Source organism: Planktothricoides raciborskii GIHE-MW2 (assembly GCF_040564635.1).
In the GTDB taxonomy this organism is placed as follows: domain Bacteria; phylum Cyanobacteriota; class Cyanobacteriia; order Cyanobacteriales; family Laspinemataceae; genus Planktothricoides; species Planktothricoides raciborskii.
The window spans coordinates 3722976-3749718 of sequence record NZ_CP159837.1 but is presented as its reverse complement, the minus strand read 5'-3'; the positions used below and the strand labels follow the sequence as shown (position 1 = coordinate 3749718).

At 43.9% G+C, this 26743-nt stretch carries 20 protein-coding genes and 1 pseudogene; 5 read left to right on the top strand and 16 right to left on the bottom strand.

Annotated features, from left to right (window positions below; translation table 11 throughout):
• Window positions 1-102: 102 nt before the first annotated feature.
• On the top strand, window positions 103-2007 hold the full coding sequence (locus tag ABWT76_RS15845) for a ThiF family adenylyltransferase (RefSeq protein ID WP_354634600.1): 1905 nt from the start codon (window positions 103-105) through the stop codon (window positions 2005-2007).
• A 74-nt stretch (window positions 2008-2081) separates the two neighbouring features.
• Here the strand turns inward: ABWT76_RS15845 and ABWT76_RS15840 are convergent, their stop codons facing one another.
• The 3 genes from ABWT76_RS15840 to petC form a co-directional block, all read right to left on the bottom strand.
• Entirely contained in the window at window positions 2082-2927 is an 846-nt protein-coding gene (locus ABWT76_RS15840) for an alpha/beta fold hydrolase (RefSeq protein WP_354634599.1), read from the bottom strand.
• A gap of 306 nt (window positions 2928-3233) precedes the next feature.
• The gene (gene petA / locus ABWT76_RS15835) at window positions 3234-4223 is read right to left on the bottom strand and encodes a cytochrome f (RefSeq protein WP_054464423.1); all 990 of its coding nucleotides are present in this window, start codon (window positions 4221-4223) and stop codon (window positions 3234-3236) included.
• 113 nt (window positions 4224-4336) lie between these two features.
• Entirely contained in the window at window positions 4337-4876 is a 540-nt protein-coding gene (petC, locus tag ABWT76_RS15830) for a cytochrome b6-f complex iron-sulfur subunit (protein WP_054464422.1), read from the bottom strand.
• A gap of 436 nt (window positions 4877-5312) precedes the next feature.
• Between petC and ABWT76_RS15825 the strand changes: the two genes are divergently transcribed.
• Window positions 5313-5630, top strand: coding sequence for a DUF3067 family protein (locus ABWT76_RS15825; RefSeq protein ID WP_054464421.1), 318 nt, complete (start codon window positions 5313-5315; stop codon window positions 5628-5630).
• 163 nt (window positions 5631-5793) lie between these two features.
• Here the strand turns inward: ABWT76_RS15825 and ABWT76_RS15820 are convergent, their stop codons facing one another.
• The 7 genes from ABWT76_RS15820 to ABWT76_RS15790 all read right to left on the bottom strand — a co-directional run bounded on the left by ABWT76_RS15820 (window position 5794) and on the right by ABWT76_RS15790 (window position 13701).
• Window positions 5794-8580 (bottom strand): PAS domain S-box protein, encoded by a 2787-nt coding sequence (locus ABWT76_RS15820; RefSeq protein WP_054464420.1) that lies wholly within the window; start codon window positions 8578-8580, stop codon window positions 5794-5796.
• Window positions 8581-9016: 436 nt separating this feature from the next.
• Window positions 9017-10114 carry a WD40 repeat domain-containing protein gene (locus ABWT76_RS15815; protein ID WP_354634598.1) on the bottom strand — a complete coding sequence of 366 codons (1098 nt, stop codon included), beginning with the start codon at window positions 10112-10114 and terminating at the stop codon, window positions 9017-9019.
• A gap of 75 nt (window positions 10115-10189) precedes the next feature.
• Window positions 10190-11065, bottom strand: coding sequence for a WD40 repeat domain-containing protein (locus tag ABWT76_RS15810; protein WP_231636546.1), 876 nt, complete (start codon window positions 11063-11065; stop codon window positions 10190-10192).
• Between the two features lie 162 nt (window positions 11066-11227).
• Window positions 11228-11509: a hypothetical protein gene (locus tag ABWT76_RS15805; protein WP_231636544.1), complete on the bottom strand. Its 282-nt coding sequence runs from the start codon at window positions 11507-11509 to the stop codon at window positions 11228-11230.
• An 80-nt stretch (window positions 11510-11589) separates the two neighbouring features.
• The gene (locus tag ABWT76_RS15800) at window positions 11590-12054 is read right to left on the bottom strand and encodes an AAA-like domain-containing protein (protein ID WP_231636543.1); all 465 of its coding nucleotides are present in this window, start codon (window positions 12052-12054) and stop codon (window positions 11590-11592) included.
• Between the two features lie 41 nt (window positions 12055-12095).
• Window positions 12096-12473 carry an AAA-like domain-containing protein gene (locus ABWT76_RS15795; protein WP_231636541.1) on the bottom strand — a complete coding sequence of 126 codons (378 nt, stop codon included), beginning with the start codon at window positions 12471-12473 and terminating at the stop codon, window positions 12096-12098.
• A gap of 487 nt (window positions 12474-12960) precedes the next feature.
• Complete coding sequence (locus tag ABWT76_RS15790; RefSeq protein WP_231636539.1) at window positions 12961-13701, bottom strand: alpha/beta hydrolase; 741 nt, start codon at window positions 13699-13701, stop codon at window positions 12961-12963.
• Window positions 13702-13959: 258 nt separating this feature from the next.
• On the opposite strand from ABWT76_RS15790, the gene trmFO reads away from it, so the two are divergent.
• Complete coding sequence (trmFO, locus tag ABWT76_RS15785) at window positions 13960-15297, top strand: FADH(2)-oxidizing methylenetetrahydrofolate--tRNA-(uracil(54)-C(5))-methyltransferase TrmFO (protein WP_054464418.1); 1338 nt, start codon at window positions 13960-13962, stop codon at window positions 15295-15297.
• Window positions 15298-15342: 45 nt separating this feature from the next.
• Here the strand turns inward: trmFO and truB are convergent, their stop codons facing one another.
• Window positions 15343-16296, bottom strand: coding sequence for a tRNA pseudouridine(55) synthase TruB (gene truB / locus ABWT76_RS15780; protein WP_199317276.1), 954 nt, complete (start codon window positions 16294-16296; stop codon window positions 15343-15345).
• Window positions 16297-16702: 406 nt separating this feature from the next.
• On the opposite strand from truB, the gene ABWT76_RS15775 reads away from it, so the two are divergent.
• Complete coding sequence (locus ABWT76_RS15775; protein ID WP_082348705.1) at window positions 16703-17386, top strand: RodZ family helix-turn-helix domain-containing protein; 684 nt, start codon at window positions 16703-16705, stop codon at window positions 17384-17386.
• A 420-nt stretch (window positions 17387-17806) separates the two neighbouring features.
• Window positions 17807-20344, top strand: coding sequence for an NACHT domain-containing protein (locus ABWT76_RS15770; protein WP_354634597.1), 2538 nt, complete (start codon window positions 17807-17809; stop codon window positions 20342-20344).
• A gap of 223 nt (window positions 20345-20567) precedes the next feature.
• On the opposite strand, the gene ABWT76_RS15765 is transcribed toward ABWT76_RS15770, so the two are convergent.
• The 5 genes and pseudogenes from ABWT76_RS15765 to ABWT76_RS15745 all read right to left on the bottom strand — a co-directional run bounded on the left by ABWT76_RS15765 (window position 20568) and on the right by ABWT76_RS15745 (window position 26652).
• Window positions 20568-21380 (bottom strand): aminotransferase class IV, encoded by an 813-nt coding sequence (locus ABWT76_RS15765; protein WP_231636538.1) that lies wholly within the window; start codon window positions 21378-21380, stop codon window positions 20568-20570.
• Window positions 21381-21567: 187 nt separating this feature from the next.
• A complete protein-coding gene (locus tag ABWT76_RS15760) occupies window positions 21568-22386 on the bottom strand; it encodes a pentapeptide repeat-containing protein (protein ID WP_054464414.1) in 819 nt (272 codons plus the stop codon).
• A gap of 453 nt (window positions 22387-22839) precedes the next feature.
• Window positions 22840-23724 carry a Uma2 family endonuclease gene (locus ABWT76_RS15755; RefSeq protein WP_354634596.1) on the bottom strand — a complete coding sequence of 295 codons (885 nt, stop codon included), beginning with the start codon at window positions 23722-23724 and terminating at the stop codon, window positions 22840-22842.
• A 279-nt stretch (window positions 23725-24003) separates the two neighbouring features.
• A pseudogene (gene ltrA, locus ABWT76_RS15750) lies at window positions 24004-25738 on the bottom strand (group II intron reverse transcriptase/maturase).
• Window positions 25739-26511: 773 nt separating this feature from the next.
• Window positions 26512-26652: a hypothetical protein gene (locus tag ABWT76_RS15745; protein ID WP_354634595.1), complete on the bottom strand. Its 141-nt coding sequence runs from the start codon at window positions 26650-26652 to the stop codon at window positions 26512-26514.
• Window positions 26653-26743: the final 91 nt, after the last annotated feature.

Genomic DNA, 26743 nt, shown 5'->3' with positions numbered 1-26743 from the left:
AAATCCGGGTTTTGTTCTGGAAAAACCCGGTTTCTTCCCAAACTTATTACACCAATATTTCCCCCAATATACCCCAATATAACTAATAGCAAGAGGTCAACTATGTCGCAAATTTCGTTGCAAATCTCTGAGGATGTTTTGCGTCAAATTGAGCGCGAGATCGCAGCTTATTCCCCCGAACGCGGTGGTGCATTGTTAGGGCCCATCGGTCAACCCATCATCACCCACTTTATCTTAGACCAACAAGCGCAAACCAGTGGCGCCAGTTATCTCCCTTCTCGCCAACTCACCGAACGAGTACAGCGACTAGAAATAGAACTGGGAATCGAGTTTAAAGGCGTTATCCACTCTCACCCCGGCGGTTACGATCGCCCTTCAGGACCTGATGAAGAAGCAATGCTGGAAGGACTTAGTATCAACCCTCATATTCCCTACTTTGTTGCTCCCATTGTCACCACACAGCGGCCTTGGGGTCAATTACGCAACCACGAACTTTCCCTCAGTCCAGGCAAAATTTCCTGCTACGCAGCTTACCGCGATCGCGGTGGGGTAAGGGTGGAAACTCTGCCAGTGGAGAAAATTTCCCAACGAGAGTTAGGGCGAATTAAACCTAACCAGAATCTAACTACACAATCTTCTCAACCCCCATCTATACCCATGCAACGTGATTTAGAATTAATTAGTCGCACCTTTGGCAGCACTAAACCGCCAGAAATCTTTACCACCGAGATGGAAGGACGCACTATTCCGGCTGGTTGCGTCACCCTGAACCGTTTGGAACTGCTGTTTTTATTCAGCAATAATTATCCCATCACACCACCATTGTTGTTAGCAACACCAGCAGAGGGAAACACCGAGCAAATTCAACTCCCCTGGTCCCTAGAAACACCCGCAGAAGAACGTTTATTAACCGCAGTCAAAAGCATTATTCAAAGTTCTGGTTCTTACCGAAAAGTTTACCGCCCTTTGGGAAAGTCCGCCCTCACCGCAGACAGCGAAATTGCTCGTTTAGCTGGATGGACTGGCTGTTATTCGGGAGAAAACCCAAAAACCGCCGCGACTGAGGTGCAACAAGGATTATTTGCTCGCAGTACGGGAATTTTGAGTCAACAGATTAGCACGAAACGGGTGTTAATTGCTGGGACGGGTTCTGTGGGTTCCTACTTAGCGGAACAACTGATTCGCAGTGGTGTAGGTGCAGTAACTTTAATTGACCCGGAAATAGTAGAAACGGTAAATCTTTGCCGCACGACTTACGATCTCACCGATGTGGGACATCCCAAGGTAGAAGCTTTAGGACGGCGACTATTGCATATTAACCCCTTGGTGGAATTGACGCTACAATCCAAGAGTTTATTAGATTATCAAGTGGCAGATTTTGATGCTTTGGTGCAACAAGCCGACTTGGTAATAGCAACAACGGATGACCCAGCAGCACAGCGGATTCTCAACCGTTTTGCCTATTTTCACGGCAAACCTACTTTGTTTGTTGGGTTATATAACGGTGCAGAAGGTGGAGAAGTAATTTTTACTTTACCGGAAAAAACACCCTGTTATCTTTGCGCTACGGCTAATCGTCATCAAGCTGAAATGGATTTAGGACGGGTAAGTGCAGATGGGGATTATGGTAGCAATGGTCGGGTAATGGGTGAAGTGGCCCTGTCAGCAGATATCCACCATGTCACCAGTGTTGCGGTAAAAATGGCGCTGTCGTTATTGTTGCCGGAAAATACACAAGTTAAGCTAAAAGGATTCTTAAATCCAGCAATTGAAGCAGGGTTTAATTATCTCACCCTTTCAATGATGCCAAATTACTGGTTTTATCCAGCTATATTTGGCGAAACACCGGGACAATACGCTTATCAGAGCGTTTGGTTAACAGCAAAGAGTCGCGAGGAATGTCCCGTATGTGGTAATGTTCACCATCGAGTCGATCCGCGCCAAGTACCATTACAGGAGTTGCAAGCGGGTGATATTCGCGCTGCTTTGAGTCGTTCTCGTTCTTAAGAATAGCAGTCCAGAAACCGGGTTTCTTTGAGAGTTACCCGGTTTCTTTGTTTCTTAATTGTTTTGCAAGAAGCCTATTCTTGACGACGCAAAAAGGGCAATATAATATCGCTGATTTCTGATGACCAATGTTCTTGAGGATAATGTCCCGCTTTTTCCAGTTTGACTAACTGACCATTGGGTAGAGATTTAACCAGTTTTTCCCCATCGAGTACGGGCAACCAAGGGTCTTCTGTCCCCCAAATAATTAAGGTAGGTTTTTGCCATGCTTTTGCCCCAGATTCAATTTCAGTCATGGCATTTTTGAGGTCAAGTTTCCGCACAGTATTTAACAGTGATCTGCCTGCGGCGGAACTTTGGAGTAATGGTGCCCGATAGATTTTTAAGTCTTCGTCAGAAATAGGATATCCGCAGCCCGCTTCCAAGGTGCGATCGATGGAAAGAGGGTCTTGGGTAATCATGTCACCGATGAATGGTAAACCAAATTGTTTGATTTTCCAAGGTAATTTTGATTCTGAAGAAACGGGAGCATTGAGAATGATTAATCGCTCAATTTTTTCGGTATTTCTTAGGGCATATTGGAGGCCAACGCTGCCTAAAAAGCCTTGGATGCCTAAAGAAAAATTAGCGATTTCTAGGGTGTTGATAAAGCTATCCAGGGCGCTGATAAAGGCTTCAGGAGTGTAGGGAAAGTCCTGTTTTTCCGGTTTAGCTGATTGACCAAAGCCAATCCAATCAGGAGCGATCGCCCGAAATCCTTTTTCTGCCAAATTCCGCATAATCACTGTCCAACTATAACTTTGGGCAGCTAGTCCATGTAACAACAATACCGGGGGGCGATCGCTGGGGTTTTGGGGATTAATTTCCCGATAAAACCACTTCAGGGAACCCACTTCAACTACTTTTTCTTCAACTTTCACGATGTTATTTTTATTTTCAGATTGTCAATCATTAAGCTTACTCCGTTTCCAAGTAAAAATGCAATATAGCGCTTATTATTTGGATGAAGTACAGAGGTTTTCTGGATTCCCGCATTCGCGGGAATGACAGGTTTTTTTGTACTTTATATAGTTGTTTCAATTGTGCTTGATCCAATGCTTGCGCCCCATCTCAGCATTGGATCAAGCATAATTGAAATAAATATAGCAGTAATTTTTGAAATTTGTATAAAAAAAGGGAGCAAATTGCCCCCTTTTTTGAGTTAACTGATTAAAGCTACTTTAGGCTTAAAAGTTCATTTCGGCTGCTTGAACTTTTTCGACTTGTTTCTTCTTCAGAACCAGAAGAATTTGAGACAAGATGACGATGCCAAAGAAAGCTAATAATCCTTGAATCCGCGCCGCACTTTGCAACACGATTTCTGTATCGCGCTGACCAAAACCACCCACATTGGGATTGTTGGTCAAAGCTTGACCAGCGGTGACTTGATCGCCTTCGGCAACGATCAATTCTGGGCCGGCAGGAATCACATCAACAACGGACGCGCCGTCAGTGGATTGAATGGTCACTTCATAACCACCAGAGGCAGCCTGAGCAATTTGGCTAATGGTTCCGGCAGCGCTGGCATTATAGATAGTATTGTTGGTTTTATCCCCGGTTGGATAAACTTGTCCCCGACCCCGGTTGCCCCCAGCGTGAATCGAATATTTACCGTATTTAATCGATTTATCGGTTTCGGGATTGGGAGATAAGACCGGAAATACAATCTCTTGATATTGTTCACCGGGTAATGGGCCGATGATCACAACGTTTTCTTGGTCAGCACTGTAAGGCTGGAAGTAAAGTCCTTCGACTTTTTCCTTCATTTCTTCAGGAATTCTGTCTTCTGGAGCAATCTTAAAGCCTTCGGGCAACATTAAGACGGCACCAACGTTTAAGCCACCTTTGCTGCCATCACCTAAGACTTGTTGGGCTTGAGTGTCGTAAGGAATTTTCACGACGGCTTCAAACACCGTGTCCGGTAACACAGACTGAGGCACTTCCACTTCAGTGGGTTTGGCACCGAGGTGGCAGTTGGCGCAAACAATGCGTCCGGTGGCTTCCCGAGGAGTTTCGGGAGCGGTTTGCTGCGCCCAGAAAGGATAGGCAGCGGCTGACTGGGGAATTACCAGGTCGCTGGCAATGAATAAGCTAAGGGTGGTGACGGCTAAAACCAGTCCTTTGGCGATCGCCTTTTGACTAAGCCGTAGTATCTCCGATAAGGAATATGTTTTCATCTTCGATGAGAGGTTCTCTGCTCCAAAGGTCAAACGTGGGAAATAACGGGGGAAATTTAGATTACTTCAATGGGCAATTACATTGAAAATCTAAAGGCTAAAATTTAAAATTTTTACGCCCAGTAGGGTTCTTCCCCGGTGCGGAAGTCGGTTTCAGTCCATTGACTGATAAACACGGTGTCGTCTTGCACGTTGACGTGAGTCAGGGCTAGAGACAACGGTGCAGGGCCACGCACAACTTTGCCTTCGGCATTGTACTGAGAACCATGACACGGGCACATAAATTTATTTTCACCAGCGTTCCAAGGCACCACGCAACCCAGGTGAGTACAAACGGCGTTGATTCCGTAATCTGCTAGACTTTTGTCTTCAGTTACTACTAAGTAGGTGGGGTCGCCTTTAAGACCTTGGACTAAGGTGCGATCGCCTGAATTATGACTAGCCAAGAACTGGGTGGCTTTCACATCATTACCCAGGGCATCTTTAGCAGTGACACCCGATCCACCACCCCCACTAGAGGGAGGAATAAAATATTGAACGACCGGATAAAGTGCGCCTAACGCGGTTCCCGTAACGGCACCAAAGGTCAGAAAATTCATAAATTGACGACGCCCCATGCTGGGGACATCGGGAGATCCAGAAGCTTGAGCCATGAGCTAAACAGCTAGGTGTATGGTACAGTTTTATTTTTTAATAGAGCAATCCCAATCGGGAGTTTGACGGTTCACCGTTCCTGGTTCACCGTTGCTGGTTCACCGTTCCTGGTTAACTGTTAACTGTTAACTGTTAACTGTTCACTGTTCACTGTCAAGGGTTACTTGTCACTTGTCATTAGACTTAACAACTAAGGACTAAGGACTAAGGACTAAGGACAGGGGTGAACGATGAACGGTCAGCCTCCGTGCAGACGGGGGTCAACGGTCAACTGTTAACTGTTAACTATCAACGGTCAACTGTCAACCCTCAACAGCTTGAGATGCCCAATTAGAGCATTCCTTAGAGAATTATTACATTCTTTTACGCCATAATCGTAATTTCTGAAAACGGGATTTTTGTAAATTGTGATTGTAAAATTGTTCTTTTAATGATATGGACGGAAATACATTACGAGCATTGTTGATCCAGAAATGGGGATATTCCTACGACATTCAACTGCGCCGGACTCAAGGTAAGATGTTTGTCCAGGTGATGTGGAAATACTTAGAGCAAGCCTCTTTTCCCATGACCGAAGCGGAATATCAAGAGCATTTGAACGCAGTGGCGAATTATCTGCACGCTTGGGGCGGGTTTGAGCAAGTGCAACGTTTTATTGAAAATACTCAGGAACGTCCTCGGTTGGGTAAAGCGGTCAGTATTCCCATTGATTTGGGCGAAAGGGCTTCTGAATGGATTTTGGAAAATTCCTAAGCTGGCTGAATGCTTTAAGTCCCTCTGGGACGCGATTCGCGCTTCGGGATCCGCGAAAGCGGAATCGCACCAGAGGCGCTCAACAGGCTCTCAACAATTGATAAAAATGGAGAATAACCACCACAGGATTATTCTCCATAGACAATTCTGAATGAAATCATATTTAAATTCCCGAAATGGGTAGAGTGATGGCAAATTCTGTACCTTGACCAACGGTGGAAAAACATTCTATTTTTCCTTTATGTTGTTCGGTAATAATTTTATAACAGATCGAGAGTCCTAAGCCGGTTCCTTGACCGACATCTTTGGTGGTGAAAAAAGGGTCAAATACGCGGTCTTTGACCGAGGCAGGAATCCCTGATCCATTATCAATGATGCGGATTTTCACCGATTGGCGATTCCCGCCCATTTCAGTAATAAGCTCAGTAATAATCTGAATTCGACTGGGGTTTTGTTCAAAATCAGCCCAAGACCGGGTGCGATCGCGCAAAGCGGATCGCTGCCGCGAATCGCGCTGGTCTATCGCATCAATAGCATTATTAATAATATTCATAAACACCTGATTCATTTGATCGGCATAACATTTAACTAAAGGTAACTTACCATAGTGTTTTTCTATTTGAATTTCGGGACGATTTGCCGTGGCATTCAAGCGAGGCTGCAACAAAATTAAGGTACTATCAATTCCTTGATGAATATCCACCGCTTTAATCCCAACTTGATCCATGTGGGAAAAAGTGCGTAAAGAAGAAACAATCGCCTTAATTCGATTCGCCCCTTGTTTCATGGATCCGATCAAATTAGGAATATCTTCGATCATAAATTCTAGATCGATATCTTCGATTCGATCCGTAATTTCTGCGGCGGGTTCAGGGAGATAGGTTTGATAAAGCTGAATTAGTTGAATTAAATCTTGCACATAGGTCTGAATATGAGCCAGATTACCATAAATAAAATTCACGGGATTATTAATTTCATGGGCAATTCCTGCCACCAGTTGACCCAAACTAGACATTTTTTCTGTTTGAATTAATTGACTTTGAGCATGGCGTAACTCTTCTAAAGCTTTAGCTAATTCCTGAGTTTGTCGTCTCAATTTTGCTTCGGAATTCCGTAGGGCTGATTCCGCTTCTTTTCTGGCGGTAATATTTTCTTGAATTCCGAGAAAATGTGTCATATTTCCCTCAGCATTAAAAATCGGCGAAAGCGTCGCTTGTGCCCAATAAAGCGAGCCATCTTTGCGGCGGTTATGAAATTCCCCACGCCATTCTCGTCCCGATTTAATCGTTTGCCACAACTCCTGATAATAAGCTTTGCTTTGTTTACCGGAATTCAAAATCCGAGGAGTCTTGTCCTTAACTTCTTCAAAGGTGTAGCCAGTCATTTGAGCAAACTGGCGATTTACATACTCAATTTTGCCGTGCAAATTAGTAATAATAATCCCATTGGCGCTTTGTTCTACAGCTTGGGAAAGCTTGCGTAATTCTTCTTCGACTTGTTTGCGGGCAGTGATATCCAGGCTGTATTCAATTATCTGCACCACATTTCCCTCCTCATCTAAGATCGGATAGCCGTGAACTTCTACCATCATCGGTTCGCCATTAGCCCGAAAGTGGGTATGTTCAAGCACCACCGGCTGTTTGGTCTGCTGAACGATTTGCAAGGGGCAAGAATGTCGGGCATTTGTACAGGAGGTATTGCTTTGATGGGTTAAACCCAGGCTAATTCCTCGATCTAATTTCCCCAGCTTTTTGGCCGCAGTATTCGCCGTAATAATCTTGTAATCTTTGACGTTAACCACATAGAAAGGATCCGCTAGAGAATTGATGATATTATTTAAAAATTTATTTTGTTGTTCAATTTGTTTTTCCGCTTCAGCCCGTTTATTTTGAATATTAGTTAACCAGAGAGCAATCACCAGACCGATCGCCCCTAATCCGAAGAAAAGCAGGGTCGTTTCTTGCCGAATGGGGTTGAGTGCCTCCTGGAGATCCGCAGTGGATATATAGGAAACCACTTGCCAATAATATTCTGAGGCACCGATTTCCGCTTGGCTGGGAGCAAAGGCTTCTTGGGCGATCGCAATACTGGATTTTTGTGTTCCCCTTAAAGGATAGATAGTGACAAAGGTAAATAAGCCATTTTTACTATAAAATTGACCGGATTTTTTTTTGCTCATTTTTTGCCATTCCTCTGGAAAATATTGCCCAAAGGTTTGATGGTTGCGATCGCCATACATAAACCCCCACAACCGGGCATCTTCCACTCCCGTCAGCCAAAAACCCTGGGCGTTTAGCAGCATCACATTCCCCGGAGCATAAGCCGCATTATTTTTCAGTTGGTTTAACAACTGATTTCCCAGGTAGTTAAGTAAAACAATTCCTCGTTTTTGATTCTGGTCATCAAACACCGGAACCCCAAATCGAATCATTGGTTTTAATGGTTGTTCAATTTGGTTTCCTTCCACATTTAAATCAAAGGGAGAAACAAATATTTTTCCTGGATCGATCTGAAATGTATCTTTAAAGTAATAGCGATTTCCTTGATTTTGCAGTTTTTCATCCGGCACAATCGATGCGCGATCGCCATTAAAATTCACCCGAACAATTTCCATCCCGGTTTGGTCTAAAAACCGAATCTGGTCGTACATTTTTTTTGAGGCGGAAAAATTTAAAAATTCACGGGCTAATTCATCCCGATATTGGGGATTTTCTAGCTTAATATATAATTGCAATTCATTAAGTTTTGTTAAAAATATTAAATCAGATACGATTAACTGAAATTCCCTGGTAATTTGGTCAGTTTGGCCTTTGACACTATTACTGGCTTGGATTTCCAGAACAGTTTTCGCCTGCTTTGCTTGTTGAGCATAAATAATCCCAGTAACAACAGCTATGGGTGTGATAAGAAGCAAGAAGGTAGTCACAAACCGGATGGTTTTTTGAATCATGGTTGATTCCGCCTGTAAATATAAATAGGTTGTAAATCTGAGTCTATATTGCGATCGCTCCCTGAATATTAGGACTTACGCAACGACTCTATATATGGGGTATTAGTCGGTAACAGTCTGGGAAAAACACCCTACCGATAGCGTTCATGGGTAATTCCTGAATATTTAAAATTGGCCAAATTTGGCCACAGATCCCCGACTTTTGCCAAGAATCCGGGAATCTTAAATCTCATGGGAGCATCTATCCCCTGCTTTTCCACCCACATAAGTGCCGGGAAAAGCTATCCCGCTATCACCCTGTTCCACCTCAACATTAGTCCGCAGATAATCCCGCAACTAATCCCGCAACCAATCACAAGCATACTCCAGAGTGGGAATATCACTGCCTAGATCCCCCCACTCAATCCAACTATTTAGTAATGTTTATTAGTCATGCTTACTTTCCTAGTTCTACTCCTTTACATAAATCCCGATCGCCCTCTTCCACCTCAACATTTGTCTGCAAATAATCCTGCACCCAATTGCAAGCATAATTGAGCGGTTTCAGAGCGAGAATATTCTTTAAATTCCAGATAATCATAGTGCCTTCTTCTCCCCCAGAAACCAGGAAGTTGCCATCAGCGGTAAAAGCCACGCTAAAAACCATCGATTGATGACCGGGTAAAATGGCGAGTAATTCTCCGGTATTACTCCATAATTTTACATTCGTATCTACTCCCGCTGTCGCAATAATTTTACCGTCAGGACTGATGGCCAATCGGTTTAACCCACTTAAATTAGGTATCGTCTTGAGTAATGTTCCATCTAATTCCCACAATTTCAAGTTACCATCGCGACTAGAAGTGACAACCAAATTTCCTTGAGGACTAAAAGCAACTCCCCAAACTGGGCCATCGTGGTTCAGAGTGGCCGCTAATAAACCATCGGCAACCCGCCAAATTTTAGCGGTGCCATCAGCGCTGGCCGAGGCAATGAATTGACCATCAAGACTAAACCCTAATCTCCAAATAATTTGATTATGCGCGGGAAAACTATGCAGTAATTTTCCTTCAAAATTCCAAAGTCTAATCGTTTTATTATCTCCAGAAGCGATGGTTTTTCCATCAGGGGCGATCGCCAGAGCATTAACCGGCGCTTGATGTCCTGCGAAAGTTTTGAGCAGTTTTATCTCTGAAGTTTCTGGATTACTAATATCCCAAATTTGCACTTGCTGATCCACACTACCCGTCACTAACATTCGACTATCTTGACTAAAAACCGCCGTCCGAAAAACTGTAGATTTGTTATCTTTCAGGGTTTGCAAAAGTGTGCCATCAGACCGCCATAATTTTAGGGTTTGATCCACACTGGTTGAAGCGATTAATTTACCATCCGGGCTCGTCGCCACATCCCAAATCTTATGCTCATGTGCCTTGAGGGGTTTTAATAGATCGTGATTCAGCTTCCAGAGTTTAATTTCCCCCTGATTATTCGCCGAGATTTCCATTAAACCATTGGCACTCATGGCCACGAATCCAACTTGGCTGCGAAACATATTTAACTCGGCAATCAAGTTGCCGTTAAAATTCCAATATTTAATTGTGTTTTATTCGTCAATTGTAGTATTTTTTTATTGAAAATAAATAGCAAAAAATTCCCGATTGGTGGGAATTGTTTTGACTAAAGTGCCGTCTATTTTCCACAGTTTTGCCGTGAGATCGTGACTAACAGATACCAGTAAATCTGTCCCTGGGCAAAACTTTACATCCGAGACAGTTTTCTGATGTCCTTTTAGGGTGTTCAGCAAGCTACCATCAACGCTGCATAGTTTAATCGTATTATCCGCTCCAGCAGAATCAATCATAAGGCTATCGGGACTAAAAGTCACACTTAGCACGATGTTTTGATGACGGATAAATGTTTTTAAGAGTTGGCCATCAAGGTTCCACAATTTTACAGTGCGATCGCCACTTGCTGAAGCGATTAGTTGACCATTGGGGCTAAACGCCACTCCCCAAACCGGCATTTCATGGGCTTTAAAACTTTTGATTAATGTACCATCAACCCTCCAAATTTTCACAGTGCCATCTAAACTCGCTGCTACGAGTAAATGACTGTCAGGACTAAACATCACCCGCCCAACGGATCCGCTATGTTTTAAGATATGCAAAAGTTTCCCATCCGGTTGCCAAATTCTCACGGTTTGATCTTCAGCACCCGTGGCAATTAACTGAAGGTTGGGACTAATATTCACCGCCGTAACACTGCCTTTATGTCCGCTTAAATGGTTAAATTTATAACTTCCATAGACTGCTTGATTTAAGGCAGTTTCCACATTTTCTATGGTGGCGCGATCGCCTTTGGAAAAATTTTCTAACTTGCGGTTAGCTTGAATTGCGGCAATTATTGCATCTAATTGTCGATTGGCAAGCAGCAAACTTTCTGAGGATGCAGTTAAAGCTTTTATTTCGCTAATTCTGGCTTCTCGATATTGTTGAAAAGCCAAGACTCCTAAGCCAGAAGATACCAGAAAAGCTAGACTGATTGCTCCTAAAAATAATCTGTGTAATTTGGCAGTTTTTTGTTCTTGCCATAACCTTCTTTTTTCCTCAGCTAATTGGGCAGCGATCGCTTTTGCTTCAGATTCAATAGCTTTAGATCCTTCGGCTTATAAAGCCCGTTGGACTTCTTGTTTGTCACAGTCCACCGAAGCGGCTAAAAACTGATAATCTAAATCGCTTAAACTTTTGCCTTGCGCCCATATTTGCGCCTCTTTTAAAGCTCGGCCTCTTAATAATCGTGATTCATCGGTTTGCCCCGAAGCAACCCAAGCATCAAAAGTTTGAGAATAAGGCCGTAAGGCTGAAAGTTGTTTTTCTACCGACTTTTGATTAAAAAATTCCTGATAAATTTTATTTTTTACTTGTAAATATTTCTGATGTTTGACCACCAAACCTGATAAAATTAGTTCTGTAATCTCCCAGCTTTGTGTTGGTTATGCAAAATGCGATCGCGAATGGTTATTAAATGTTATGGTTCATCCTGAGACTCCCAATGCTTAATCACTTGGCTTTTGACCAAATTTTGCACCCAAAATGCTTCCGTACTTGGGGGAATACTTAAGCCATATGCCATTGACTTGGCTGCTATTGTAACTAAATTACAGAGTTTTTGAGTCAGAAAAGGTTGGCCATTTGTCCAAAGCAAGATTTCTTGCAAGACGTTTTCTGGATGACTCACATGAGCTTCTAATCCTTTTAAAAGCGGCTGCGCTTGTTCCAGAGTAAATCCCCCTAAATCGATCGCGGTGCCAATATTAAAGGGAGTGCGGCTTTTATCTTGGATTAAATCACTGGGAGTAGCTACCCCAAATAAGGCAAAGCTAAGACGATGGTATGCGGGATTAGTGGCTCTTTGGTTGTAGCAAAACCGAATCAGAGCAAAAAAGTCATCTACCGCAAAATATAACCGAAAAATACTATCAATTTTATCCAAAAAATCAAAAATTTTTATGCATTTATATTTGTTAAAATAACTTATTCGATAAAATTACTTAATTTTGGCAATAAAGAAACTTCTTCCACTTCTTGCAACCAAGATTTTAGCGGAAACTTGTCAATTAAATTAAATCCCCGCCATAATTCGGTGACAATTCCTTTGTACCATTGTAAAGGGGTAATATTTTCACTGCAAATTCGAGTTAGGTCAATGGTAGTACAACCATATCCCTCTTGTTCTAAGCGCTTTCTCGTATGTACCATTAGGGAAGATTTGCCCATTTGTCGGGAATTAAACACATAGCAAAACTCGCCTTTAATTAAGGCTTGATAAAGTTGCTTGTCTGCCAGACGTTCCACATAAGTCGGGGCATCACTGGCTAGACTGCCCCCCACTTGATAAAAATATTCAGTCATTTTTGCTCTCTGGTTCTACTCTGTTATTTAATAGACAAAAATGTACAATTATAAAAAGCCGATGACGGTGGATCGGGTAGTTGGGGTGATCGATCTCAATATTTTGCCAGAATTGTTTAATATGTATATAATATAAAACACCTAAATCTTTGCTATAAATTTTTTTCAAAAACAAAACTTCAAAAAGCAACGATTGACACGGGTTGCTTGGAGGTGTTCGGTTACGCTGTCGCTAAACCAACACCCGCTTTTGAGGGGGCAAGATAAACAAAATAATTGATGCTTGATTAAGCTTATTTAATATAGTAATTAGGAGAGAGATATGCCGGGTTTATTTATACCTATGAGTATTTGATTTCATAAAATGCCTGCAAAACTAACGGTAAACTTGCCATAATGCTTCGGTATGATGGCCGTCTGTGTCTTGATAAATATACAAACTTTGATTTTGAATATAGCCAAATTTATCACAAAGTAAATCGGCCATTTATCTTCCCCTTTTAGTGGCATATGCTTCAATAAACCAGTTATGAAATCCTCGATCGCGCAATAGTCCCCAATCTAACCAAATTCGAGGGCGAATACTGGCATTTTTGAGGGTAGGAGTACAGAGTTTTAATAACCGAGAATGGGATAAACTAATTAACATTCCCGATCCTGTATCAAGACCCACCCAAAATGATGGGGAAATAGCCGCCGCATTGCCAAAACATTCGGGACGACGACAAGCGGTATAAAAAGCCGCAAGTCCGCCGTGAGAACTGCCTAAAATTGTGGTTTCTTTAGGGTGAGATAAGGTACGATAGTGTTGGTCGATAAATGGCTTTACTGAGTCTGCTAAATAGTGGCTATATTCTTCGAGTCCACCCCCACCTCGTCCTGGGACAGGTTCATGGGTGTATTCCCAGTCACGGTTTAACGGACAAACCGCTAAGATAATTAATTTGCGGATAGCACTTCTTTGGTAAAGGTCGCAGAGAGTTTCCGCTGTCCACCAAGATTTTCCCACCATTCCACCGGGAAAAAATGCCGTATCTCCATCATTCATATAGAGCACTGGATAGCGATCGCCCACCGCTTCATATTCTCGCGGTAAAAATACATGAACTTTCCGAGGTTGGTCGGTTTTTCCCCCCACCTGAAAATTATCATAAGTGTGAAAAAATCCCGCTTCATGTCCGCGATCATAGAACCAGCCTCTTTGGTTGCCTTTATAAAATTCGCTCATAATTGATTTTTGTTAGTGGTTGATGGTTGGTGGTTGGGTAGGGATTCTTTGGTTAGTGGTTGGGTAGGGATTCTTTGGTTGGTGGGTAGGGATTCTTTGGTTGGTGGTTTAATCCGCATAACGAATAACTAAGAACTAAGAAAAAAAAATAAAATTCTTAGGGTGGGCATTGCTCACCCTACAATATATGATGGTGGGCATTGCTACAATTAATTTTTCCTTTACTGAACAAATTAAAGCAAAGCTAAAGCAAAAACGATGAATCAACAACCCGTACAAGTGATTGGTGGTGGACTTGCAGGGACTGAAGCCGCGTGGCAAGTAGCCCAAGCTGGAGTGGCCGTGGTTCTCCATGAAATGCGCCCAGTGCAAATGACCCCTGCCCACCATAGTGAGGAGTTAGCCGAGTTAGTTTGTAGTAATTCTTTTGGGGCAAAAGCGAGCGATCGCGCTGCCGGATTACTCCATGAAGAATTGCGACAACTAGGGTCAATTATTATTGGTAAAGCAGACGAACATTCAGTCCCCGCAGGCGGGGCGCTGGCGGTTGATCGCGGAGTATTTAGTCGAGAACTCACCGAAACTTTGGCCAATCACCCATTAATTGAACTGCGCCGGGGTGAAGTGCAAAATATTCCCTTAGATGCGATTACCGTACTCACCAGCGGGCCGTTAACCAGTGCGGCATTAGCGGCGGATTTGCAACAGTTTACTGGCATGGAGTATATGAGTTTTTTTGATGCCGCCAGTCCCATTGTCCTGGGGGAATCAATTAACTTTGACATTGCTTTTCGTGCCTCTCGTTATGATAAAGGAGATGCGGACTATATTAATTGTCCCATGAACCGAGAACAGTATCTTAATTTTTGGCAAGAATTATGTGCCGCAGAACAAGCCGAATTAAAAGACTTTGAACGAGAAACCGCTAAATTTTTTGAAGCCTGTTTACCCATTGAAGAAATGGCCAAACGGGGAGAAGATACTATGCGTTATGGGCCGCTAAAGCCCGTGGGACTGAATGACCCCCGCACGGGAGAACGTTATTATGCAGTGGTGCAATTGCGCCAAGAAGATAAGGCCGGGAATTTATGGAATATGGTTGGCTTTCAAACTAATTTAAAATGGGGGGAACAAAAGCGGGTTTTTCAATTAATTCCCGGCTTAGAAAATGCGGAGTTTGTCCGCATGGGGGTCATGCACCGGAATACGTTTATTAATTCTCCAGAATTGCTCGATCCTACGTTACAATTTAGAAAAAAACCCACCTTATTAGCGGCAGGTCAACTCATCGGTACTGAGGGCTATACCGCAGCAGCGGCTGGGGGTTGGTTAGCGGGAACAAATGCGGCCAGAATTGCTTTAGGTTTGCCTCCGGTGGCGTTACCGGAAACGACGATGATGGGCGCATTATTTGCGTTTATTAGTTCAGCTTCGCCGAAACATTATCAACCGATGCCGCCGAATTTTGGCATTATTCCCGATTTACCCCAAAAGGTGAGAAGTAAGCCGGAACGTTATGGGAAATATCGCGATCGCGCTTTAGGGGATTTAGCTCATTGGCGCCGTAATATTTTCCAGCCATTAGTAGCGGTTTAATTTACGATCGTAGGGTGGGCATTGCCCACCCTACCATATATGATGTTAGGCCATTTCCGCGAATACCATTTTGGGGATTAATTGTGGTGTTTCGCTATCAGAAATTACGGCAATGCCTAAAAATTCTCCATCTTCAGAATGGACTCGAAAGGGAGAATTTTCTGTCGGTGACAGGTTAGATAAAAACTCGGTAATTTTCTGTCCTTGGCACCAACGATGAGCGATCGCATTTTCCAGAGTAATTTGCGGTAAATGGATTAACCCAGTTACGGGCGAAATCAAATTAAAACTGCCCGATTGTAACTGAGTTTCTAACTCTTCAAAGGTGATACTTTGGTCAAGGGTAAAGCCACTACTTTCGGTGCGAGTCAAATGGGCAAGGGTGCCACCCGTACCGAGTCGCTGCCCCAGGTCACGAGCGATCGCCCGAATATAAGTCCCCGGCCCACAGGCGATCGCCAGATCCAATTCGGGAAAGTCCCCATCACGCCAGTCTAGGAATTTAATCTCGTAAACCTCCACCTCCCGGACAGGCACCTCCACCGCTTCCCCGCGACGGGCTAAATCATATAATCGTTGACCTTGGACTTGAATCGCACTGTAAGCCGGTGGGACTTGGGAAATCTTACCCACAAATTCCCTCAAAGCCGCGATCGCCGCTTCCGGCAACCGCTCCACGGACACCGGCTCACGAGTTAAAATTTCCCCTTCTAAATCATCGGTCGTCGTCGTCACACCTAAGCGAATCGTGGCGCGGTACGCCTTAGTTTGGGGCAAATACTGCAACAGTCGAGTGGCCTTACCCACAGCCACGGGTAAAACCCCCGTCGCCGCAGGGTCTAAAGTACCAGCGTGACCCACACGCTTAATCCGCAACAGTCGTCGGATGCGGGCCACACAATCGTGGGAAGTCATCAGGGCAGGTTTATTGAGAGAGAGAAATCCGGACACGGCATTAAAACATGAGTAGTGGTTGACATTGTAACCCCGATACGTCATTCACCACCAGAGAAATCATCAAAGAAATATGCATGGAGATTTTTGGGTATTTTGACCGCGTGGCCAGCCATCAGTCATCAATTCCTTTGGACAAATTTAGTGGACAAATTTAGTGGACAAGTTTAGTAGACAAGTTTAGTAGACAAGTTTAGTGGACAAATTTAGTGGACAAGTTTAGTAGACAAGTTTAGTAGACAAGTTTAGTGGACAAGTTTAGTGGACAAATTTAGTGACCAAGTTTAGTGGACAAATTTAGTAGACAAGTTTAGTGACCAAATTTAGTGGACAAATGGATGTCTAAAGTGTTAATGATGAGGTAACAAACACATGAGGGGTCAAACCCCCTTTTTTTTAGGGTGGGACTACCAAAAAAATTTTGTTGTACTCAGTCAAGGAGACATCCGCGATGTTAAGAGCGAATTCAATGTTTGGTTTTGCCCCAGATTTTTTGGACGCCTTTCAAAAACCACAGATCCCTAGCAAATCCCCCAAACCTTTGCCAGGGCTAAATCAGCGCCATCCCCATCCCCAGCCACACAATCATTCACTGGTCGGTGATGCTTCAGCCAAGGAAAATGCGATCGATCCGCCTGTCACCAAGGCGAATGATTCCCAGGAAAATTACCGGGAATACTTACATCAAATTGGTCAGCAATTCCGGGATGCGCGGACTGCTCTGGGAATGTCCCAGTATCAACTCCATTATCAAACCCTCGTACCGATCGCCCATATTCAAGCCCTGGAAACCGGACGCATTGAAGCCCTACCCACCGCAGTCTATGTGCGAGGATTTATCCGCAAAATTGGTACAGCCCTTGGATTAGATGGCGATCGGCTGGCAGATTCCATGCCGGAAATGCATCTATTCAAAACCGTCCTGGGTTCCCGGTGTTTATCGCCCAAGTCTGGGGAGGCTAAAATTGTCTTAAGTCGGATGCATTTATATCTGGGCTATTTTGCCTTGTTGCTGATTTCTAGTGTCTGGTTAAAGCAACAAGAAAATGCCACACAAACTCAGCTAGAACCACCAGCCATTCCAGAAATTCAGGCCAATGTCAGTCCGGAAAAACTAAACTCGGCTCAACCTTAGCCAGAGGCATGGCGAAGATAGTTCGGGACAACTGCGTACAATCTAAGTATTTTATGACAAAAGCGATTGATCTTCAGTTTTGATTAAAATTTATCTATAGGAATTCTCAGAGGGTGATTGCTGACCTTGTTTGAATTCCTCGATTTAATTGTTCTGGGTCTGAACTGCGGATCAGTATCCGAACTGTCTTAATGTCATTTTGAATTCCCAAGATCCTACGCCACTTGCTCTACTTGGGTAACCCCCAAGCCTGTCCCCGCGTTGGCGGAGCCTGCGCGAAGCGCGCTTAGGCGGGGAACCGCAGTGGCTTGCTGATTTCAGATTAAATTAATCTAGAACTGAATTAGCATTGATGGCCGTGAATAATTAATTGCTATTTAACTGCTATCAACTGAAATCCCTGAACCAATATTGAATAAAATGCTCCCACAGATTGTTCGCACTCTCATTAGCTTGTTTCCGGGCAAGTCTCACCAAAGCTTCTTGCCTAATGGTTCTTATGCCACTCTTGTCCCACAAAATGATCGGGGATTTTGGCATCACCAGTCTGCTGATTTCTTTATTCCCCAACGACTTACTCCCGATAGCACTAATTTACTGTCCCAGTCGATGATTCAAGCGAAAGAATCGACGGGCAGTTTAGATATCTGGGATGTTTTGGCGGCGATGCCTGCGGATCCATCCGCCCGCAGGGTGGTATTAATTGGCAGTCCTGGAAGCGGCAAAACGACTTTATTGGAGCATCTACAACGCAGCTATGCGGAAAATCGGCATAAACAGATCCATTCAGGAGTTCCTCACCTGATTCCTTTGAGATTTTGTTTACCGGATATTCAACCGATGATTACCCAAGATCCTCCTTTGAGTTTATTGGAACTCATTGCACCGGGAGAAAGCCTGGAAAAACAACAATGGTTCCAAGGTTATCTGGATCGGGGAGAATTTTTGGTGATGTTCGATGGGTTGGATGAAGTTGATGGCAGTAACGATCCTGGCGATTCGCTCGAAGAGCGATCCGCTTTGCGGAATCGCACCAGTGCGCGGGCGCAGGTTAGCTATTGGATCGAGCAACAGATGCAAACTTATTGGCATACTCCATTTATTATTACCGCCACTTCCCATGCTTATCACCTCAGACCCTTGGCAGATGTGGGGCAGGTTCTGGAGTTGCAGCCGTTTAACGATCAGCAAATTCAGGAATTTTTACACAGTTGGCATCAGGTCAGCGATCGCTATTCCTCATCGCCGCTTGCCCCAGAAATGAACACTGGAAACCAAAGTAAGCGGTTGCTCGGTGAGATTAAATCGATGCGATCGGTGGCGAATATGGCCACCAACCCATTATTGCTTAGTGCGATCGCCTTGGTCTATGATATGGGTAAATATCTGGGTAATCTGGGTAAAATTCCCCCTCGCCGGGTAGAACTTTATCAAGCCCTTTGTGATGTCTTACTGACAACAAATTCTCCATCCGACGAGACTATTCAGACCAAGAAATTTCTGTTACAAAAGCTGGCTCTGGGCTTAATGCAGCAAAAAACAAGTCAATTTACCAGTGATTCTTTCCCAAGCTGGTTAGGAGAAAACTTAGAATTTTTAAAAAATATAAAAAATTTTGGTGGGTTGTTAGTCGAAATTCAATCTGGGGTTTATAAATTTGCCCATAAAAGTTTTCAAGAATACTTGGCAGCCGCAGAAATCAAGGAATCTCAGCAAGCAGAATTGCTGGTGAAAAATATCCAAAATCTCTGGTGGCATGAAACCATCAAGTTTTATACCGCTATGAGTGAAAATGATCTAACGAATCTGCTGGAAGCGGCTCTCTCAGAACCGAGTACCTTAAATTTAGCTTATGATTGCTTGCAGGATAATTATAATGTGCCGTTGCCCCTGCAAAAAATCTTTAACATGAAATTAAATAGCGCCTTAGAATCTGCCACACCGATGATTTTTTATTCAGCGGCAAAATTGCGCTTAAAACAGCGCTGCCAAAAGCTTTTGGAAATTCAAAAGTCTGTGGTGATTTCTGACGATTATATTACCAATGCTGAGTATCAATTATTTATTGATGATAAGCGGAAATTGGGTCAATATCGCCAGCCGGATCATTGGCCAAGTCAACAATTTTCTCCTGGAAAATCTCACGAAGCGATCGCTGGAGTCCGTGGCAGTGATGCGGAGGAGTTTTGTGAATGGTTAACTCAACAATATGCTGGGTATGGGATTAGATTTCGCTTACCAACGGCGGCAGAATTACACAGCCATCCAGCGGTAGAAGAACATCTAGGGGCGTGGTGTTATGCCGAAAAAGATAAGGCGATCGCCGGATTTTCTGCCCAATTCTGGCAACAATGGCAAGAACAGATTGCGAACGCTCTGGATCGTGACCTAGAACAGTTGCGCCGTAAACAAAAAGCGTTAAAACTAGACCTAAACCGCACCTTAACTCGCGAGATTGCCTTGAAATTAGCGGCAGCCCAAAAAAAACAACTGGTTGAGCAGATTTATCACCGATTACAGCGAGGAAAATCCCACGATATGGTGAAAAATTTAAACCATATTCACGAATTAGTTTTTACATTAGGTAGTGTCGATACCTTCGATAAAATTCGTGACTTTGCCCTGCAAGTTTCTAAAATGCGTCAACTGTTTGCGTTGCGAAAAGTCATCCGAAGCAATCCAGGAGAAATTGATAGCATTCGCCAGGATTTTTTGCTGATTTATATTTGCTTCAATTCTTTAGATAATTATCAAGTAACAATAAATGAAAATTCAGCAATTTATTTTTCTTATTCTCATCAGGTATCCAAAGATAATTTGCCGCAAAATCAAGATTACGATCGAAAGAAAAGTGAAGCGCTAAATCTGTATGCTTTTTTTAGCCTGATTCATCAGCGTTATTTTCACCAATTGCCTGCTTTTGAGGGAATTAGAATTGTTAAAGAAACCGTCAACTGATTCCTTCTGGTGACTGGCTTTCTAAAATGATGTATTTTTGAGCAGTTATGGCAGGAGGTGCGATCGCCCAATAAGGCAGCACATTCTTTTTTACTTTGCCCAGATTGCCCATTAAATCATCTCCGGTTTAAATTTATTAAAGTTAATTATTACTTGTGATTTACTGGGTGAGTTACTGGGTGACTTGGTGATTTATTGGGTGATTTACTGGGCTATTTATTGGTCAAATGGTGGTTGGCAAAAATCGCCGAAACCTCGACCAAACCGCACCATGATCGGGATAACGAAGAATTTCTGACCCAGCGCGAACTTCGCGAATGGGAACTAATTCCATCACACTATTACTCATCGCCATTGCTTCAAATCCCCGGATTAGATCCGCTGTCCAGGGTTGTTCCTGGACTAATTCCCCCTGACTCGTCAACCAGTCAATCAGTTGCGATCGCATCAAACCGGGCAAAATTCCCGCCGGTAACGGGGGTGTCCACCAGTGACCGTCTCGCCACCCCCAGAGGTTGCCAATACTGGTTTCCAGCCATCGACCCCGGTCATCCACCAAAATCGCATCGTCAGCCCCTTGCTGTTTTGCCCCTTGTAACGCCAACCAACAAGCTAAATAATTGCCGGTTTTATGGTCGGGCAGCGATCGCCGAAACTGCGGCGCATCCCACACCACCACGGAAATCCCTTGCTGCTGTTTTTCTGCTAAATCCGCAGGCAGCGATCGCCCCATAATCAATTCTCGACCATCGGGAAAAATCGTCACCCGCAACACTGACCAATGAGGGATCATTGCTTCCGCCCCCTCACGGATTTGTTGCCAGTCTGGTTCGGCCCAGCCAAAGATATTTAAACTATGTTTGAGGCGATCGCAATGTGCAATCCAATTCGTCCTCGGATGATCCAAAGACCCCCCATAAACTCGTAAAGTTGTAAACACCGTCGCCCCATAAATCAAACCCGGATCGTCAATTCTCAACTCTAAAGTTCCAGAATCTTGTAATTTCCCCTGATACCAAAATATCTGCAACGTCACAGTCACAACCTCTCTGAATTAGCCCTCTATCAATTAGGTGATCGCCATTCCCATGATAATTTATCTATCCGTTTTTTGGGGTGTAAGCTGTTGGTTATCGGGTGTCGGCTGTCGAGTTTAGGCTTTAGAGTGTATTGAGAAATTGATTTCTTTTGTTCCCAGTCCGTTACCTATCCGTTGCCAAGGATTAGCTAACCTGAGAAAATCTATCCATCCGACGATTAAATTTAGATGAATCGGGCAACCTCTGGTTAGCGATCGCCTCTTTTTCCTCCTTTGGGGATAAAGGTTTTTGACTTTCCCTGATAGCTGTTTCTGGGGACAAACCGATCGCCCCATCCAACTTCACCCCAATAAAATTAGCTCCAGTAAAATCAGCTTCTCGCAGAATAGCACCCGCCAGATTTGCATTCAACAAATTAGCATTCTTCAAATTAGCCCCGGTTAAATCAGCATCACGCAAATCTGATCCCACTAAATTTACATCACGCAAATCTGCATAAGAGAGATTTGCCCCAGTCATTTTAGCATCCTGAAGATTAGCCCCTTGAAAATTAGCGCCAACGCTATTTGAGCGTTGTAAATTCACCCGAACTAAATTCGCTCCCAGCAAATTAGCCCCTTTTAAATCCGCTGCCAACATATCGCTATTCACCAAACAAGAAAAAGTCAAATTTGCCCCAGCTAAATTAGCGTGATTGAGTGTTGCTTGTAAAAAGTTACTGCCTTTCGCTTCCACACCGTGAAGCACCGCTTCAGTCAGGTCAGCTTTCACCAAATTCGCAAAGCTCAGGTGGCAACCAATCAACAAAGCATGATGTAAATTTGTCCGACTGAGATTGGCAAATAATAACTGCGCCCCGGTCAGGTCAGCACCCATGAGATTAACACCAGCAAGCTGTGCTTGACTCAGGTAGCCACCTTGACATTGTTTTGTCGTCATTAACCGCTCTAAATCGCTGCGATCGCTCCACTTTTTCCCATAATTTATTGCATTGTCAGCCATATACATCCCCTTATTCTTTATTCTTTTCCAATGGCAAAATTACCCCTACCTTTATAATCAAAACAATTACAAAGTCAGTTATTCCGTATTTTTTTCTAAAAAAAAATAAAATAATTAATTTTTGATATTTTCTAGAACAAAAACTATTTAAATTTGACTATTTAATCTTTGTCTTTAATTAATTAGCTAGTTAACTGGTAAAAAAATAGTTGTTAATTAAATTGTTATACTTTTTTTAATTTTCAAAAATGCAACAGTATGGTCGCGGATATCCAGAAGTAAATTACCCCTAGTTGCGCCCAAATTGACCTCGTAATTGTAGCGAAAATTTTTGATGCTTGGTACAATAGACGATTGTGGCAAAATACTTGTCTCGATCCCCCCAACCCCCTTTTCAAAGCTAGGGGGGGTGGGGGCTTTTTAGCTTGGGAAAGCATTCTTGTCTATTAATCTCTAACGAAGTCTTTCCACATCTTCTACCGACAGGGACAAAGCCTGAGCCACTTGCTCTATACTTAAGCCCATTGCCAGTAGTTTAGGAATGGCTTCCTGTTGGGTCTGTTCGGCGCGATCGGCCCGTTGGCGTTCCGCTTCCGCCCGTTGGCGTTCCGCTTCCGCCCGTTGGCGTTCCTGTTCAGTGTGCAGGCGTTCGAGTTTAGCTAGTTCGCTACCAGTGAGCAATAAATTACCCTGGTTGTCCCACCAACGTAACCATTGCTGGGTCTGATTTTGGTAGCTACCTTCCCAGACCCCTAACTCAACTCCCATAGTGGCGATCGCGTAATGTCCGCGATCGTTTGGTTGCAAAAGGTGATAGCGACCATTCAGCCAGTTATAAACTTCTAATTCGTTGGTTTGAATGATGTATATCGCATAATAAGGAATGCGAATAATCTGCTCATAAACCCAAAATTTTCCGGGTTTTTGATTGCCTCCTTCTGGCAAACGAGATAGGGGAGTTTTATCTCGTTCTTCAGAACCATCACCACTGGCAAATTCGATCGCAATAAAAGGCACAATATACTCGCGCCACAACACATAAGAACGGCGATATTGACCATCTAATCGCGGTGGAACATTGGGAACATAGAACCAATCCGGGGCTTCGGCACCCCGTTCCGGCGGGTCAGTTTCCCGCCAATAAATGCCACAATCTTGCCCGATCGCATATTGTCCGTCGGGGTGGAGAGTTTGCAATGTACTTTCCAGAGAATCGGTCAATAAAATACTCTGGGGATGTTCTTGAAAGTTCTTCACAAAAGTGCCGTCGGATTCAGGTAATTGAGTGTGATCGGGAAAAGCGGGCGGTACTATTGTCCGGTCTAGGCTTTGAGTCATGTCTATCCGCTGGTAAAAGGACAGAAGCTTTATTTACAGCAATTTTCTATTAAGTAAACCACAAATATCTGTAGGGGCGAAGCATTCCGTAGGGGCGAATGCGAGAACGCCCCTACAATATTGTACAGACCCTACGGTGGTTCAGTCGGGGCAAAACCGCTGTAAGTATCTATTAGGGGTCGATGGGGGAATCACTTCCCCCACCTCCCATTCAGAACCCAGCGTGCCACTTTCACGGCACTAGGCTCCTACCTACGTTGACCCCTTACATAGGTACGACTACCAGAGTGGCAGTTCTTCTTCCTGATGCCCTTGGGCGTTTCCGTCATATCTTGACTTTAAATCGTGACAATGAGCGTGAAGCAATTGCAGGTTTTTGTATTCATCCTTTCCGCCTTGGCTTCTAGGAATGATGTGGTCTACTTCGAGCAGGTCGCTGCTTGTGAAGTATTGCCCGCAATATGGACATTTACCATGCATGCTTTTTCAGCAGTTTTGCCACTCTTGTGGGGGCTTCGATGTCTTGTCCTCGCCTGGTACTCCAGTAAACCCAGTCGCCGTCATACGGAGATTTGTCAGGTTTGACTAAGGTATGTCGTTTAATTTCGACGTCCGCGTGTTTCCATAGCGTTAGTCCGTCTGCTGTGGCAAACGTCCATGTACCATGTCGGCCTTCTCGATAATACTTACGTATTGCTTGGGCTTTTTGTTTTCTTCCACGTCTTCTTACTGACCATGCTCTGAGCATTTGCCAAAGGATATTGTCTTCTGATGAAAACGTTTCCTTGGCTGCTACCCCTGAGTAGTAATTTGCCCACCCTCTAATCATCGGGTTTAAGTGCCTGATGAGTCCCGCTTGTGGGGCTGTCTTATGGGTCTTAATTACTGCTTTTAGGGCTACATGGTGGGCTTTGATTGCTTTCTTGCTTGGCTTAATCAAGGTTTTATATCCGAGTAGCTCCGATTTGGGGCCCCCTGTTTTTCCTGACTTGTGTTTTCCAACTGGATGTTGTCGGATGTTGAATCCCAAGAAATCGAATCCGGGGTGTACCGTCAATTCATTTTCTGCAACCATCTGATTGAGAGTGTGACATATCCTGGTTTTTTCCGGCTTCAATTCCAATCCAACGGGTTGTAACCAAGTTTCGATTGCGGCTTTAGCTCCTTGGATGACTTTCAATTCTGGGTGTAGGACCACAAAATCGTCAGCGTAGCGAATGATTCTGGCTGGTGGGTAATTTCCCTTCTTAGGAAACTTTGATTCCACTTCGCGAATCATCCCATCTAGTGCTATATTGGCAAGTAGTGGCGAGATTACCCCTCCTTGGGGTGTGCCTGCTACTGGTACATCAAAGGCTCCTTTGTCCATGATTCCGGCTTTTAGCCAAGCTCTTACTTGACGCCGGATATTTGATGGACATTGGAGCTTTTTCAGTAGGTATGTGTGGTCGATTTTGTCGAAACACTTGGATATATCCGCATCCAGAACGTAATTAGGTTTCTTGTTTATAACAAGATATATTCTGGCTACGGCGTCGTGTGTTGACCTACCTGGCCTAAACCCATACGAGGTTTCTTCAAATTTAGATTCCCAATATGGTTCTAGTACCATTTTTACCAATGCCTGACGCGCTCTGTCCTCTACTGTAGGGATTCCTAACGGGCGTTTTTCGTCCCGTCCGGGTTTTGGTATCCATACTCTCCGAACTGCTTTTGCCTTGTGAGACAATCTCAGTTTTGAGGCCAGACTGAGCCTTTGTACGGGTGTTAATGATTTTATCCCGTCTACCCCGGCTGTCTTCTTTCCTCTGTTGAGTTGGGTTACTTGCCTTACAGCGAGTAACTTCGCGTAATATGACTTCAATAGAATCTTTTGAAGCCCTTTTGCTAAGACATCATCGCCCTCACTAGCCGCTCTGTAGATTCTCTTTTGGAGCTTGAACACTTTCCGCTGTACTAATTTCCAGGGGATTCCGTTCCATTCCACCATCAACTTTTGTCGTGTTTTGGACATATATACTTCTACTTGAAACTCTACATTTCAACTTAGGCACAGGCTGTCTGCATATACCAGTTGTTAGGCTGGTCTTTGGCTTCTGCGCTGTATCTCTCACCCATGTGGCTTTCGCTTACACTTATCACTACTTAGGAGTATCGACCTCTCCTAAGAGCCGGCATGGGCTTTACCTCGTTCCGTGGATTTGGGATTATTAGTTTTAGGATGCTGCCCTTTCCCCCTGGGTACTTTTGGGACTTCGCTAATACGTAGGACGTCGAGCTCCGTATCTTTTGTGGGTGACTAATTAATTCCCCCACACTTTCCCCATGACCTTTTGGTCGCAGCGTTCCAACCAGATTTCGCTACTTTATAGTTAAGAGGGTTCAAGTCGGACATTTGCCTCGCGGCTGACCTTGACTAATTGGCTCGAAGGGATTCCCTTACTGGTTAAGCGTTACCTCCTTTTCAGCCCGCTTCACACCTTTGATGGTGAGTCTCCGGGTGGGGCTGATGCCTAATTACCCCTGGCAATTGTTAAATCTTTTGTTAAGATTCTTCTTTTGCCAGAAAATCCGGGTATTTGTCCTCCATTTAAGACAACAAATCCACAGTTATAATGGTTCGTGACACGAGTGCAGGCGGAGCCTGTTAGTACACGGCGTCTGACGAAACCATTACCACGCGCACGCTTCCGGGTTTCCCCGTCCGCTTTCCGCGTGAACGAATCGCACTAATTTAATTATAATAGCGATCGCTGTTGTAGATTTTCTTTTTTATTCTGGCTGCCGTTATTCCTGGCATATTTCCCCGGCAAATTGCTTTTGCTTACTTAAACTGAGTGCGATCGCTTCCTCTCTTTCCAGGGGCTTTCTTTCTGACTCCGAATACTTACCCTTGGGCAGTTTAATCGGATTGGAAATAGTCGCCAAAGTCAGGGATCGATTTGATATTTTATGAGTTTGAGCGCCATTTATTATAACAAATTATGGCCGTTTGATATTCTCCCAATTGCTCTATTAA

Bases quoted from the DNA above. Each gene is read 5' to 3' on its own strand.
- ABWT76_RS15845 (WP_354634600.1), top strand. From the start codon at position 103: ATGTCGCAAATTTCGTTGCAAATCTCTGAGGATGTTTTGCGTCAAATT.
- petA (WP_054464423.1), bottom strand. From the start codon at position 4,223: ATGAAAACATATTCCTTATCGGAGATACTACGGCTTAGTCAAAAGGCG.
- petC (WP_054464422.1), bottom strand. From the start codon at position 4,876: ATGGCTCAAGCTTCTGGATCTCCCGATGTCCCCAGCATGGGGCGTCGT.
- ABWT76_RS15825 (WP_054464421.1), top strand. From the start codon at position 5,313: ATGGACGGAAATACATTACGAGCATTGTTGATCCAGAAATGGGGATAT.
- ABWT76_RS15820 (WP_054464420.1), bottom strand. From the start codon at position 8,580: ATGATTCAAAAAACCATCCGGTTTGTGACTACCTTCTTGCTTCTTATC.
- ABWT76_RS15815 (WP_354634598.1), bottom strand. From the start codon at position 10,114: ATGTTTCGCAGCCAAGTTGGATTCGTGGCCATGAGTGCCAATGGTTTA.
- ABWT76_RS15795 (WP_231636541.1), bottom strand. From the start codon at position 12,473: ATGACTGAATATTTTTATCAAGTGGGGGGCAGTCTAGCCAGTGATGCC.
- ABWT76_RS15790 (WP_231636539.1), bottom strand. From the start codon at position 13,701: ATGAGCGAATTTTATAAAGGCAACCAAAGAGGCTGGTTCTATGATCGC.
- trmFO (WP_054464418.1), top strand. From the start codon at position 13,960: ATGAATCAACAACCCGTACAAGTGATTGGTGGTGGACTTGCAGGGACT.
- truB (WP_199317276.1), bottom strand. From the start codon at position 16,296: ATGACGTATCGGGGTTACAATGTCAACCACTACTCATGTTTTAATGCC.
- ABWT76_RS15775 (WP_082348705.1), top strand. From the start codon at position 16,703: ATGTTAAGAGCGAATTCAATGTTTGGTTTTGCCCCAGATTTTTTGGAC.
- ABWT76_RS15770 (WP_354634597.1), top strand. From the start codon at position 17,807: ATGCTCCCACAGATTGTTCGCACTCTCATTAGCTTGTTTCCGGGCAAG.
- ABWT76_RS15760 (WP_054464414.1), bottom strand. From the start codon at position 22,386: ATGGCTGACAATGCAATAAATTATGGGAAAAAGTGGAGCGATCGCAGC.
- ABWT76_RS15755 (WP_354634596.1), bottom strand. From the start codon at position 23,724: ATGACTCAAAGCCTAGACCGGACAATAGTACCGCCCGCTTTTCCCGAT.